This window comes from Basilea psittacipulmonis DSM 24701, from assembly GCF_000743945.1.
GTDB lineage: Bacteria > Pseudomonadota > Gammaproteobacteria > Burkholderiales > Burkholderiaceae_B > Basilea > Basilea psittacipulmonis.
In genome coordinates this window covers 1,689,919-1,704,325 of sequence record NZ_CP009238.1, presented here as the reverse complement: position 1 = coordinate 1,704,325, position 14,407 = coordinate 1,689,919, and the positions used below count along the sequence as shown (strand labels likewise).

Below are 14,407 nucleotides of genomic sequence, written 5' to 3'. Positions count from 1 at the left end.
TATGAAATTTACTTATAAATTATTGAGTCTTAAAAAAGACGTTGAACGAAGAAATATGTTTTTTTCACAACCTCACGCTGAGTTGTTTGAGGTGTTTGATGCGATTGAGGCAGGACAAAACGAGGTGGATGCACTGTTTGATTTAGAAAAAAGCAGTGATTTTTATCACCAAGTTTATGGTAGAACAAATAATATCTCCCGAGGTGAAGCAGCGTGTGCCTTATCTCATGTGGCCATGTATCGTTTATTTTTGAATCAGTCTGATGCTGATTATTTGGTGGTTTGTGAAGATGATGCGATATTGTCAGAAAACTTTTTAGATTTGACCGCTATTATTAAACACTGTGGTCAAGGATTTGAGCTGTTTTTTATCAATTCATACAAAGCCGAACCTTTTGATCCTGATGTAAAAGAGATGTATCTAGAAAAAATTGCCAATCCCATGCAGTTTTTTCCTAAAAAATATCGCTCATATCGAGTGGGTAGAATTTACAGAAATTTTATGAATATGACGGTGGGCTATGTGATTTCTCGACACCTAGCGAAACAGATAGTGCAATGGGTGGATGCGGGTAATAAGGTTTATTGGTTAGCGGATGATTTTAGACTGCAACTCAGTTTGCTTGGGTATCGTAAAAATGTCATTGCTCATGTTCGCCCCGCTTTGGTTAGAGAAAATCAAGCGTTGGTCTCTAATTTGCAACATCAGCGTGATCCAGGCGTGAAACAAATCGATTACAAAGAGTACGGTTATCAGGTGTCCGCGGAAACGTTGAAAAATTTAAAAAGAAAATATGTCCTTAAAAAACTTAAAGCTTGGTTGAAAGATAAATTAAGATAATCGTCATACCAAAAGTTATACCCATTCCAAAAGATAATTTTAAATACAAGTTGTTGTAAAAGAATCTTACGACACTATGATTTTATAGACAATTTTTTATTTAGTTAGTATAATAGGCGGTCTGTTTATTGGTTTTTAGGCTCTATATTTTGTTAGAGTTCGAAGAAATTTTTAATAACAGTGGATGGTTAGGGTTTGTAAAGACTCGAAAAGTTTCGAGGCACCTATAATCACTTATTAGGAATAATTATTATGCCTAAGATGAAAACGAAGAAAAGTGCTTCTAAGCGTTTTATCGTGAGAGGAAGCGGTTCTATTAAGCGTGGTCAAGCGTTTAAACGTCATATCTTAACGAAAAAGACCACTAAAAATAAACGTCATTTACGTGGTATTGCTGCGGTTCATGAATCTAATTTGAACTCAGTAAGAGCCATGATGCCATTTGCTTAATAGGAGATTACTATGCCTCGCGTAAAACGTGGTGTTACTGCACATGCTCGTCATAAGAAAGTTATTAATGCTGCTAAAGGTTACCGTGGTCGTCGTGGTAACGTATTCCGTGTAGCGAAACAAGCGGTAATGCGTGCTGGTCAGTATGCATATCGTGACCGTCGTAACAAAAAACGTACATTCCGTGCGTTGTGGATTGCTCGTATTAATGCGGCAGTTCGTTCTCAAGGTATTACGTACAGCCAATTTATCGCTGGTTTGAAAAAAGCGGAAATTGCTTTGGATCGTAAAGTATTAGCTGATTTAGCAGTAAATGATAAAGCAGGCTTTGCAGCTATCGTTGCTCAAGCTAAATCTGCCTTGGCTTAATATAGTGGCTTAATGATGACGACTGTAACAGATTTAGATAAATTACTGGAAGAAGCGAGAACGCTGTTTAACGCAGCTACTGATGAGGCGAGCCTAGAGAACGAAAAAGCAAAGTTCTTGGGTAAACAGGGAGCCGTGACCGCCTTGATGAAAGGGATGGCACAGCTTTCCATTGAGGAAAAACGTACTCGCGGTGCTCAGATTAATGAGTTAAAAAAGGAAATTGAAAATCTGTTAAATGCTCGTCGAGAAGCATTTGCTGTGGCGAAGTTAAATGCTCGCCTAGCAGCCGAGACCATTGATGTCACGCTTCCAGGTAGGGGGCGTGACAGAGGTGGCATTCATCCCGTCATTCGCACTTGGCAACGAGTGGAAGAGATTTTTCGCTCGATTGGATTTGAGGTAGCAAGTGGCCCTGAGATTGAAAATGACTGGACGAATTTCACTTCTTTGAATAATCCATTAAATCACCCAGCTCGCTCCATGCAAGACACATTTTATGTGGATATGCAGGATGATGAGGGTTTGCCTTTGTTGCTACGTACGCATACCAGCCCTATGCAGGTTCGTTATGCTCGTACCCATCAACCTCCTATTAAGGTCATTGCACCAGGGCGTACTTATCGTGTGGATAGCGATGCGACGCATTCACCTATGTTCCATCAGGTTGAGGGTTTGTGGATTGATAAAAATATTTCATTTGCAGATCTAAAAGGCGTTTATACGAATTTTTTACGTGCGTTTTTCGAGACAGAAGATTTGTGTGTTCGTTTTAGACCTTCTTTTTTCCCATTTACTGAGCCATCTGCCGAGATTGATATGATGTTTACCAGTGGTCCAAATAAAGGACGCTGGCTTGAAATCTCAGGTTCAGGACAAACCCATCCCTCAGTGATCCGTAATTTTGGTTTGGATCCAGAAGAATACGTCGGTTTTGCATTTGGTTCAGGTTTAGAGCGTTTAACGATGCTACGTTACGGCGTGAATGATTTGCGCCAATTCTTTGAAGGCGATTTACGCTTTCTCAAACAGTTTAATTACTAATTAATTTACTAGGCACGAGATATGTTATTTCCAGAGTCTTGGCTGCGAGCAGTTGTTAATCCTACACAAGATACTGAGGCATTGGGCCATTTATTAACAATGGCTGGCCTTGAAATTGAGGAAATTGCTCCTGTTGCCGTCCCTTTTTCCGGCGTGGTTGTCGCTAGAATTGAAGCGATAGAACCTCATCCTGATGCAGATAAACTAAGAGTTTGTCAGGTAAATGATGGTAGTGGCACCTTATTGCAAGTGGTGTGTGGTGCCCCTAATGCGGCGAAAGGATTGACCGTGCCTTTAGCGAGAATTGGAGCCCAGTTGCCTGGTGGGATTAAAATCTCAAAAGGCAAGCTCAGAGGTGTTGAATCATTTGGTATGCTGTGTTCTGCTACCGAGATTGGCATGACACAAGAGCATGACGGATTGTTAGTATTAGATCCTGAACAAGTCGAATTAGGCCAAGATATTCGTGATGTTTTTAGATTAGATGAACAGATTTTTGAACTAAAAATTACGCCTAATCGTGCGGATTGTTTGTCTATTAAAGGCGTTGCTCGCGAAGTGGGTGCTTTAACGGGTGCAAAAGTAAAAGAGTTTGATTTTACGCCTGTTCCAGCCACGATTTCAGACGTTATTCCTGTTACGGTTAATGCACCTGATTTGTGCGGACGCTTTGCAGGTCGCGTTATTCGTGGCGTGAATGCTCATACGCCCACGCCTGCTTGGATGAAAGAACGCTTAGAGCGTAGCGGACAAAGAAGTGTCAATGTATTAGTTGATATTTCTAACTATGTGATGTTGGAATTAGGTACGCCTTCTCACATTTTCGATTTGGATAAGATGGCCACAAAAGCGATCACGGTAGATTGGGCAAAGTCTGGTGAAACGTTGACTTTGTTAAATAATGAAACGGTGACGCTAGATGAAAAAGTCGGGGTGGTTTACGCAGGCACGAAGCCAGAAGCGATGGCAGGTGTGATGGGTGGTTTGGAAGCCTCTGTAAGCGAAGAGACCCAGCATATTTTTGTTGAACAGGCGTTTTGGCATCCTGCTGCGATTGCAGGGTTAACCAGACGATTCAAGCTTAATTCTGAAGCGGCACACCGATTTGAACGTGGGGTTGATTTTGCTTGTTTAACCGATCATTTAGAATACTTAACTCGTTTGATCGTCACGATTTGTGGTGGTGAAGTCGGTCCATTGCAAGATCAAGTGGTGAATTTACCAAAACGACAGCCTGTTTCTATGCGTGTTTCACGTTGTCAGAAGATTTTAGGTGTGGACATCCCCAGTGAACGTATTGCTGAGATTTTTACAGATTTAGCGTTTGATTATCAGTTCAAAGATGGGGTCTTTACCGTTCAATCACCGTCTTGGCGTTTTGATATTGAAATTGAAGAAGATTTGATCGAAGAAGTCGCTCGCATATACGGATTTGACAATATACCTGCTAATCCGCCTGTTGCTCCAGCGGTGATGTTGCCTACATACGAGAAAAAAGGACGACCACATCATATTCGCGATTTGATGGTGGCACAAGACTACCAAGAGGTCGTGAATTATAGCTTTGTACCAGAATCTTGGGAAAAAGATTTTGTATCCAATGATGATCCTATTCGTCTGTTAAATCCAATTGCTAGCCAGCTGTCTGTGATGCGTTCTAGCTTGTTGGCAGGATTGGTGGATAATGTGGTTTTTAACGCCAAACGACAGCTTAACCGTGTGAGAGTATTTGAGTTAGGTGCTGTTTTTTCTAAAGATGAAAAGGTCGTTTCAGGCGATTTAACAGTAAAAGGTGTTAGACAGGTACCACATTTGGCGGCGGTTGCTTGGGGGCCAGCATTCCCCGAACAATGGGGTGTTGCACATAGAAACGTGGATTTCTATGACGTAAAAGCTGATTTGTGTCAGTTATTCCCAGCCCAAAATGACGTAAAATTCCAATCTAAAGCATTTCCTGCTTTACATCCTGGACGTAGTGCTGCCGTTATCTATCAAGGCAAAGAGATAGGTTTTATCGGTGAGTTACATCCAAGCCTAGTCCAAAAATATGATTTGACAAATGCTCCTGTAGTGTTTGAGGTAGAGTTTGCTGCGTTTGAGAATGTTCCTTTGCCACGCGTAAAAGAATACTCAAAACAGCCTCAGGTAATTCGTGATTTGGCTATTTGGGCCCCTAAATCACTCGAATTATCAAGTTTGCTCGAAACTTTAAAACGAGCGAAAAATGAAGAGTTGAAACGCATTAAAGAAGTAACTTTATTTGATGTTTGGAAAGATCCGAATTCAAATACAGATGAGCGTAGTTTGGCATTACGTTTTGTTTTGCAAGATACTCAACATACTTTGGAAGATGCACAGGTTGAGCAGACAATGGCTGCCGTACTTAAATTATGGACAGAAACGTACTCAGTACGACAACGATAAGGAAAACATAAAATGACTACAGAACCAAAAACCTTAACAAAAGCAGAGTTAGCGGACACTTTGAATGAAGTGATCGGTATGAATAAACGTGAAGCCAAAGAAGTTGTTAATCAGTTTTTTGAAAGCATTAGAGACTGTCTTTGCCGTGGAGAAGAGGTAAAACTATCTGGCTTTGGTAATTTTCAAGTTCGTGATAAAACACCACGTCCTGGACGTAACCCTAAAACTGGCGAAACGATTCCTATCTCAGCTCGTCGTGTGGTAACCTTTCATGCCAGCCAAAAATTAAAAGGATCGATTCGCGTAAAAGGTTAATACCCTAAGGTTTTTAGCGAGTCTTTATCACTGTTTACGAAAAACACTCTCTTGTGATAGAGGGTGTTTTTTTATGCTTAAAAATTTTGTACGACAGGTTCAGACCGCGGCGAACGAAGAAGAACACGTAAATGAGACGCTTTCTTCTTGTTCGCTTGATGATGAATGGATCTTAAAGATTAGTGCTTTAAGAACGTTTTTAAAACATTCGCGGTATGGGAGTGCGGATAGGATTTTATCAGGTCTTCAGGTGTGGTGGCTGCCACTAATTGACCTCCGTCTTTGCCTCCCTCAGGTCCTAAATCCACGATCCAATCGGCCTCTGCCATCACATCCAAGTTATGTTCGATAACGACAACGGTATTGCCTGCATCGGTGAGTCGATGTAAGACTTTGATCAATTTTTCTACATCGGCCATGGATAAGCCTACTGTAGGTTCATCTAAAACATATAAGGTGTGTGGGCGTTTGGATGCACGTCCTGTTTGATGAATACCCTCATCAATTCTTGCTTTGACCAATTCGCTGACAAGTTTAATACGTTGGGCTTCACCACCAGAAAGCGTGGGAGACGGTTGGCCTAAAGTGAGGTAACCCAAACCGACATCTTGTAGCAATTGCAAGGGTCGGAGCACTTTGGGATGATTGGCAAAATAAGGAATGGCATCATCGATTTCCATTTGTAATACCTCTCCCACCGTTTTGTCGCGTAATTGAATGGCCAGTGTTTCAGGGTTAAATCTCGCCCCGTGACAAGCTTCGCATAATACTTTGATGTTGGGTAAGAATGACATTTCAACCGTTCTCATTCCTTGGCCATCACAAACTGGACAGCGGCCATTGCTCGTGTTGAATGAAAATCTTGAGGCATTCCATCCATTGATTTGAGCTTCATAAGTATTGGCAAATTGTTTACGAACATCATCCCAAAAACCTACATAGGTAGCGGGACACGAACGAGGTGTTTTGCCAATAGGTGTTTGATCAACTTCTAAAACACGATCGATATGTTCCCAACCTTCTATCGTGTCACAACCATGAAATGTGTGAGCAGGTAAGGATGTTAAATTGCCTAATAAAATATCTCTTGCTAATGAAGATTTACCTGACCCCGATACACCTGTTACCACAGAAAGTTTGCCAACAGGAATACGCACATCAATATGTTTGAGGTTATGAAGATGGGCATTTTTAATGGTGAGCCATTTATCTTCAATCGGACGTTTAGGCTGCATGGGGTGTACCATTGGGTGGGCCAGATAACGACCTGTGATCGATTCAGGTTGTTTAATAATTTCTTCATACGAACCTTGTGCCACTACGGTACCGCCACGAACACCTGCACCAGGGCCAATATCGATAATATGATCGGCACGACGAATGGTATCTTCGTCATGTTCCACGACCACTAAAGTATTACCGTTACGCTCGAGTTTAGACAAGGCATTAAGTAAAATGCGATTGTCTCTAGGATGTAGGCCAATGGTTGGCTCATCCAGAACATAGCAGACACCTTGTAGATTGGATCCTAACTGTGCAGCCAGGCGTATGCGTTGAGCTTCTCCGCCCGATAGAGTAGGAGCTGAACGGTCTAATCCCAAGTATCCTAAACCGACTTCTTTCATAAACGACAAACGTCCAATCACCTCTTTAAGGGCTTCTGAAGCGATTTCTTTCTCGCGTTTCGTGAGTTTTAATTGGTCAAAGTAATCAAATAGTTCCTCTACCGACATTTGGCATAGATCGGTGATGTTTTTCTCTTTCCAATAAACATGTCGAGCAACCTCGTTTAAACGCAAGCCATGACAACTTGGACAAGGTTCGTAGTGAGTTTCATCGTCATTCCATTGGCTTTCTTCACCAGTTTGTTCAGCATCGAAATCTTTGATTTTTAATCCAGTACCAAAACAATCTGGACACCAACCATGTTTGGAGTTCCATGAGAATAAGCGGGGATCAAGTTCGGGAAAGCTTCTTGCACAATGCGTGCAGGATAATTTGCTCGAATAATGAGTGATTTGATCGCCTAATAAAACGCTTAATTGTCCATTTCCATGTGAAAGGGCCGTGTGAACAAGTGTACTTAACTCTTTCTCAGTTTTTGTGTTGAACTGTTTGATTGGCAATTCAATCGTATGCTCTTTGTATCGGTCGAGTCGAGGCCATGATGAGACACTGACCATTTTGCCATCTACGCGTAACTCAGGATATTGCTTGCTTTTCGCCCATTGAGCTAAATCAGTGTAATATCCTTTTCGAGCAATGACCAAAGGTGCCAATAGTGTAATCACTTTATTTGGAAAATCACGTCGAATATGTTCCAAAATTTGATCAGGTGTTTGTGATGACACGGGAATTTGACAGTGAGGGCAGAATTGGGTGCCAAGTTTTACATATAAAAGACGCAAGAAGTGATGAATCTCCGTCATGGTGCCAACGGTTGATTTTCGGCCACCTCGGCTGGTTCTTTGTTCAATTGCGACTGTGGGAGGGATGCCGTAAATCGCGTCAACATCAGGTTTCCCAGCGGGTTGTACCATTGAACGTGCATAAGCGTTTAAAGATTCTAAGTATCGTCTTTGTCCTTCGTTAAACAAAATATCAAAAGCTAAGGTTGATTTTCCTGATCCTGATACACCTGTAATCACCGTAAATACATTGCGTGGAATGGTGAGATTGACATGTTTTAAATTATGCTCTTGGGCATTGAGAATCTGAATCACTTCTTTAGGGGCCACCTGATATGGGCTAGAAGACTCAGATAAGGCCATGCTATCACGTGCTGGATGAACGATAGATTGCTGATATTCACGCAATGCTTGTGCGGTGTAAGAACTAGGATGCAAGGCAACTTCAGCAGGTGTGCCTGTCACAACAATCTCACCGCCATTCTCGCCACCTGATGGTCCCAGATCGATTAACCAATCGGCGGCTTTAATCACGTCTAAATTATGTTCGATGATAATGAGTGAATGTCCCGCTTCTAGTAGCTTTCTAAAGGCTTTCATTAATTTAGAAATATCATCAAAGTGTAAGCCAGTTGTCGGTTCATCAAACAAGAATAAAGAACCTTTTTGTGCTAGTTTTTTATGTAGTGTTTTGCTAGATTGGGCAAGATGTCCAGCAAGTTTCAGACGTTGAGCCTCGCCTGCGGATAAGGTAGGAACGGCTTGTCCCAGTTTTAAATAATCTAATCCTACATCTACTAAAGGTTGTAAACTGCGTTGTACTTCCTGTAACCCTTTGAAAAAATCAAGAGCTTCATTGACGGTCATATCCAACACTTCATCGATGGAAGCGGATTGACCAAGATGAGAAAGGGTCACTTCGCAGACTTCGTCTTTAAAACGTTTTCCATTACAGTCAGGGCAACGTAAGTAAACATCGGCCAAGAACTGCATTTCAATATGTTCAAAACCACTGCCACCACAAGTAGGACAACGTCCATTACCACTGTTAAAACTAAAGGTTCCAGCGGTGTATCCACGTTCCACCGAAAGCGGTGCAAGGGCAAATAACTTTCTGATCGCATCAAAGGCACCGACATAGCTGGCAGGATTAGAACGAGCGGTTTTGCCGATAGGACTTTGATCGACCAAAATAACGTCTGCGAGTTGTTCATCGCCTAAAATTTGATCATATTCAAGCTGTCCCTCAGCGGGTTTGCCACGTTTTTTCAATAGAGCGGGATATAAAACATCTTGGATTAATGTTGATTTTCCCGACCCCGATACCCCTGTGATACATACAAGGCGTTGAAGTGGAAAGCTGACCTCAATATTTTTGAGATTGTTTGCTCTTGCCCCTTGTAGAATAATTTTAGGTGTGTTCGGTGTCACGGGCTGGGGACGAGGAGCTTCCACACTTTTTATCCCACTAAGATATTCTCCCGTTAAGGTATTCGCTTGTCGTAAGTCTTCTGGCGTACCATCAAAAACAATCTCTCCGCCTCGCTCACCTGGCCCAGGTCCTATCTCTAGTAATCTATCTGCCGCCACCATGATTTGAGGGTCATGTTCAATCACCACTAAAGTATTGCCATTGTTTTTCAGACGCTTTAATACCTGAATAATCTTTTGTGTATCGTGAGGGTGCAAGCCAATAGACGGCTCATCTAATACAAAAAGTGTATTGGTAAGAGAGGTGCCCAAAGCCGTGGTGAGATTGATTCGTTGAACCTCTCCGCCTGATAAGGTGCGACTTTGTCTATCTAAATTTAAATAACCAACACCGACATCACAAAGGTATTGCAAGCGGTGATTTACCTCATTTAAAGGTAACTCCATCGCTTTGTCAAAATGCTGTGAGTTAGATAGATGAAGAAAAAACGCTTTTAACCTATCCAGTGGTAACTGCATTAAATCAAAGAGATTTAAGCCCGGTAACTGTTTTAATGTTTCAGTTGACCATGTTGCCTGAACAGGCATAAAGTGTGTCCAATTCTTGGGTAAATCTGTAACGACTTCATCGCCTAAACGCCAGAGATTGGCTTGGGGTTTGAGACGAGAACCTTTACAATCTTGACAAATCGTATAGCTACGATACTTTGATAATAATATTCTGACGTGCATTTTATAAGATGCACTTTCTAAATCCGCAAAAAATCTTGCTAATCCATACCACTGTGTTTTCCAAGATTTATTATTTTTCCACTCAGGATCGCCGTTAATGACCCAGTCTTTTTCTTCTTGACTTAGATCTTCCCAAGGTATGTCCAGACGAATATGATGTTTAGCTGCATACTTTTCTAAATCAGTCTGACAAGATTTAAACGTGGGGGTTTGAAAAGGTTTGACGGCCCCTTCTTGCAGCGTGAGTTTTTCATTTGGAATCACGAGACCATAGTCAATAGACATGGTTCGTCCAAAACCACGGCAGGTATCACAAGCACCGAGTGGAGAATTAAACGAAAACGTACTAGGCAAGGGTTCGTGATAATGAATATCGCAATTCGCACAACACAGATCGGCGTTAAAACGTAAGCATTGGTCATCTTCACTGAAAACTGTGACTGTCCCATGTTTTAAAGCGACTTCAAAAGCTTCTTGAAGACGAGCAGGATCCGCCTTTGATAGTCGGAATCTATCTTGAATCACAAATAGTTTTTGTTCTTTATTGATGGTTTCACTGTGATGAATGCGACTGTAGCCTTGTTGCTGTAAGTAATCTAATATTTCTGTTTCGGTAAAAGATTTAGGCACTGTTTTAGAAAAAGTGACGGTCAATCTAGGATCGCTGTCAGCAAAGGTATCACGCAGTTTTTGGATGATGGTTTGAGGATTATCTTTCTCTACTAAATGGGCACATTGTTGACAATACAGTTTCGCTGAACGAGCAAATAAAATTTTTAGGTAATCATTCAGCTCGGTCATGGTGCCCACTGAACTGCGTGACGTTTTTACAGGATTGGTTTGATTAATGGCAATGGCGGGTAAAATTCCCTCGATCTTGTCCACATCAGGTTTATCCATGCGATCCAGAAACTGTCTTGCATAAGGAGAGAATGTTTCAACATATTTTCGTTGACCCTCTGCATACAAGGTATCGATGGCTAATGAACTTTTGCCTGATCCCGATACGCCTGTAATAACGGTAAATTCTCCTGTGTTGAAGTTAACATTGAGGTTTTTGAGATTGTTTTGTCTGGCACCATGCAGACGAATTTGACCAAGATAGGTACTCATATTTTTTCCATATTTAATGCTACATCGATGGCCGTCATTAGTGATTCGGGATCGGCGATGCCTTGTCCTGCAATATCAAATGCAGTGCCGTGATCGACGCTAGTTCTGATAATAGGTAACCCAACGGTAACATTCACGCCTTTATCTAACCCCAAGTATTTGACAGGAATTAATCCTTGATCGTGGTATTGGGCAATGACGATATCAAACTCTCCTTTTCTGGCTCGCATAAAGACAGTATCGCTAGGATAAGGGCCTGAAACTTGAAGGCCACGTGATTGCATATGTTGGATGGCTGGGATAATGATGTTTTGTTCCTCGGTCCCAAAACGCCCCTCCTCTCCAGCGTGAGGATTGAGTCCTGCTATGGCGATTCTTGGGTGAGAAATGCCTAATTGTAAACATACTTGGTGAGCCAAGTGAATAAGTCTTTCTTGTGAGGGACGTGTGATCAAAGCGGGTACTTGCGATAGTGGCACGTGAATCGTGGCCAGCAATGTACGGATCTCATCGTTTAGCAACATCATCGCCACATCGGGGGAATGGGTAAGTTCTGCAAGAATTTCGGTATGGCCGGGATAGTCATAACCTGCAAGTTTCAGTGAAACCTTGTGCAAAGGAGCGGTGGTGATGCCTTTGATTTTTCCAGATAGGGCATCTTCAATCGCTGTTTTTAGATAAAGAAATGCTCCTTTTCCTGCTTGAGCTTGGATTTCCCCCAGTTTAATTTCGCCTAAAGAAAAACCGCAGTGTCTAATGGGAATAAAGAGATCCGAATATCCGAGTCGCTTGGCCGTGGATTTGAGAATAGCTTCGTCACCGTAAATCAATAGTGATTCTGGTGCATATCGACCACTGGCTAGTGTTTTGATAATGATTTCTGGACCAATACCTGCTGCATCGCCCATCGTAATCCCAAGCGGAAGCATTTGATAAGAATGACTCATTATTTTAAGTGGATATAAAAATAAAAGCACCTTATTATACTGTGTATTTATACAATATTAAAGTCACGGAAACGATATACCACCCGCTGAGTCAGGAGGAGGTGGTCAAGAGAGACGAATTTTGACAATATATAAATGATTTAGTAAAATAAAAGGTTTGTAAATAAGTTCATGGAGAATATTATGGCAGAGATTAAACGTACACGCCGTAATACACTTGAGCGTCGTTGTTTAGGTAAGGCTTCTAAACGCTTGTATCGCAACTGCCCAAAAAGTGTATTTAAAATGCTTGAAAAAGTAAAACGTGTTTAATTCTAGACGTTACTGTGTAATATACAGTAACGTTTTTTATTCATTCTTATAAAAAAATATTATGCTTACATTTGAAGATTATCTTGATATGGCCTGTAAAAAGCATGCCAAAATGCCTCGTTTAGATGTCTTTGTGAGTGGTCATATCGTTCGTGCTGCAAGGGAGGGACGTAGAAAATTGAATGAAAAATTACGTCCTTATGATTTAACCGCTACGCATTACTGGGTACTTATGTTTTTGGCCAGTGGGTCCGAGAAAATTAGTCCTTCATCTTTGTGTGAATTGGTTGATATTTCTCGCACTAAGATGACCAGAGTGATTTCTGATTTAGAGGAAATGGGGTTCGTAGAAAGAATTCCTAATCGTGCTGATAGACGTAGTCTATATTTGGAAATCAATAAACGTGGGCGTAAGCGTTTAGATGAGTTGTCTCCTATTGTGTCTCAAGTTTACAGCAATATGTGGGATCCGTTGACAGAAGACGAAAAACGTCAATTGGTTCAAACCTTATCAAAGATTACTTTATCTTTATAAGCGTCAGTCAGTCTCAAAGAGCCAGTCGATGATTGGCTCTTAATTTTTTGTAGGGTATTAGGATGAGCAGAGTATTAACAGGCATTACAACCACAGGAATTCCTCATTTGGGCAATTATGCAGGCGCCATACGTCCTTGTATTGAAGCCAGTCGATTAGAGGGAGTTGATTCTTACTTTTTTATGGCGGATTATCATGCTTTGATTAAGTGTGCAGATCCTCAAAGAGTGGCGATGGCAAGATTGCAAATTGCGGCAACATGGTTGGCCTCAGGTTTAGATCCTAATACCGTTACGTTTTACTGCCAATCTGATATTCCTGAAATTCCAGAACTAAATTGGTTATTGAGTTGTGTTACTCAAAAAGGCTTGATGAATCGTGCTCATGCTTATAAAGCTTGCGTGGATCAAAATGCAGAAAAAGGCGTTGACAGCGATGATGGCGTGACCATGGGATTGTTTTGTTACCCCGTTTTAATGGCGGCAGATATTCTCATGTTTAAGGCAAATAAAGTGCCAGTAGGACGAGATCAGATTCAGCATATTGAGATGGCACGCGACATTGCCCAACGATTTAACCATTTGTACCAAGGCGATTACTTTGTGTTGCCAGAGGTGCAAATTGCTGAGGATGTTGCGTTGTTGCCAGGCTTGGATGGTCGTAAAATGTCAAAAAGTTATGACAATACGATTCCGCTTTTTGAAGGGGGTCAAAAGGCCCTAAAAGAAGCGGTGATGAGAATTCAAACTGATTCGAAATTACCAGGCGAGCCTAAAGATCCTGATAACAGCCATTTATTTACGCTTTATAAAGCCTTTGCCACCAAAGAACAAACATTAGTATTTCGTGAGGCCTTGAAAACAGGCATGGGTTGGGGTGATGCTAAAAACGAATTCTTGTCTTTGCTAGAAAATATGCTGGCACCGATGCGTGATCAATACATGGATCTGATGTCTAGACCTGATGATATATCTGATATTTTGTTAGCAGGAGCCAAAAAAGCACGTTTGCAAGCCACGCCATTTATGAATGAATTGCGTGAGGCGGTGGGATTAAGGAGCATGAAGCACTTGTCAACGGCCAAACAAGAAAAAACACAAGCTAAGAAATCGAAATCGGCTCGTTTTGTGAGTTTCCGTGAAGAGGGAATGTTCTTCTTTCGTTTAATAGATGAGCAAGGGGTGGAGCAAATCGTCTCGAAACCTTTTGAAAAACCTCAAGATGCGGGAAGTTTAATGAAGAAGTTGCAATCACCAGATAGCTTGTCTGAACTAAAGTGCCAAGGCGATGCGTTGATTTTTGATGGTCAAACAATTGCTCAGATTACAGGTTCATGGGATGCCTTGATGGATGCCTTAAAATCTTTTTCGCAAAATTAGATAAGATGAGGTAAAAGGGCGTTTTTTCGTTATAATGGAAGATTGTTGCTTTTAAACGAAAGTAATGTCCAAGGCTATATAACTGTGCCACAAGCGTAGTTGTGATG

Annotated in this window: 11 protein-coding genes; 9 read left to right on the top strand and 2 right to left on the bottom strand. The window is 41.5% G+C overall.

The genetic code is table 11. From position 1 onward, the window contains the following. Position 1 precedes the first annotated feature (1 nt). From IX83_RS07330 to IX83_RS07305, 6 genes are all read left to right on the top strand, one after another. Complete coding sequence (locus tag IX83_RS07330) at positions 2-841, top strand: glycosyltransferase family 25 protein (protein WP_038500858.1); 840 nt, start codon at positions 2-4, stop codon at positions 839-841. A gap of 252 nt (positions 842-1,093) precedes the next feature. Continuing rightward, on the top strand, positions 1,094-1,291 hold the full coding sequence (gene rpmI, locus IX83_RS07325) for a 50S ribosomal protein L35 (RefSeq protein WP_038500855.1): 198 nt from the start codon (positions 1,094-1,096) through the stop codon (positions 1,289-1,291). A gap of 12 nt (positions 1,292-1,303) precedes the next feature. Continuing rightward, positions 1,304-1,660 (top strand): 50S ribosomal protein L20, encoded by a 357-nt coding sequence (gene rplT / locus IX83_RS07320; protein WP_038500852.1) that lies wholly within the window; start codon positions 1,304-1,306, stop codon positions 1,658-1,660. Positions 1,661-1,675: 15 nt separating this feature from the next. After that, entirely contained in the window at positions 1,676-2,704 is a 1,029-nt protein-coding gene (gene pheS / locus IX83_RS07315; RefSeq protein WP_038501813.1) for a phenylalanine--tRNA ligase subunit alpha, read from the top strand. A 21-nt stretch (positions 2,705-2,725) separates the two neighbouring features. Beyond that, the gene (pheT, locus tag IX83_RS07310; RefSeq protein WP_038500850.1) at positions 2,726-5,128 is read left to right on the top strand and encodes a phenylalanine--tRNA ligase subunit beta; all 2,403 of its coding nucleotides are present in this window, start codon (positions 2,726-2,728) and stop codon (positions 5,126-5,128) included. Between the two features lie 12 nt (positions 5,129-5,140). Continuing rightward, positions 5,141-5,443, top strand: a complete 303-nt coding sequence (locus tag IX83_RS07305; protein ID WP_038500847.1) for an integration host factor subunit alpha — start codon at positions 5,141-5,143, stop codon at positions 5,441-5,443. A 179-nt stretch (positions 5,444-5,622) separates the two neighbouring features. Here IX83_RS07305 and uvrA read toward each other — a convergent pair whose 3' ends face one another. Both uvrA and pdxA read right to left on the bottom strand, forming a co-directional pair. After that, positions 5,623-11,127 (bottom strand): excinuclease ABC subunit UvrA, encoded by a 5,505-nt coding sequence (gene uvrA / locus IX83_RS07300; protein ID WP_038500844.1) that lies wholly within the window; start codon positions 11,125-11,127, stop codon positions 5,623-5,625. Then, positions 11,124-12,074, bottom strand: coding sequence for a 4-hydroxythreonine-4-phosphate dehydrogenase PdxA (pdxA, locus tag IX83_RS07295; protein WP_077315858.1), 951 nt, complete (start codon positions 12,072-12,074; stop codon positions 11,124-11,126). The genes uvrA and pdxA overlap by 4 nt, the downstream gene beginning before the upstream one ends. A gap of 183 nt (positions 12,075-12,257) precedes the next feature. On the opposite strand from pdxA, the gene IX83_RS09125 reads away from it, so the two are divergent. From IX83_RS09125 to IX83_RS07285, 3 genes are all read left to right on the top strand, one after another. After that, positions 12,258-12,386 (top strand): hypothetical protein, encoded by a 129-nt coding sequence (locus tag IX83_RS09125; RefSeq protein ID WP_269077389.1) that lies wholly within the window; start codon positions 12,258-12,260, stop codon positions 12,384-12,386. A 61-nt stretch (positions 12,387-12,447) separates the two neighbouring features. Continuing rightward, positions 12,448-12,921 (top strand): MarR family winged helix-turn-helix transcriptional regulator, encoded by a 474-nt coding sequence (locus IX83_RS08685; RefSeq protein ID WP_051919526.1) that lies wholly within the window; start codon positions 12,448-12,450, stop codon positions 12,919-12,921. A gap of 62 nt (positions 12,922-12,983) precedes the next feature. Continuing rightward, positions 12,984-14,300, top strand: coding sequence for a tryptophan--tRNA ligase (locus tag IX83_RS07285; RefSeq protein ID WP_038500841.1), 1,317 nt, complete (start codon positions 12,984-12,986; stop codon positions 14,298-14,300). The last annotated feature ends 107 nt before the right edge of the window (positions 14,301-14,407 follow it).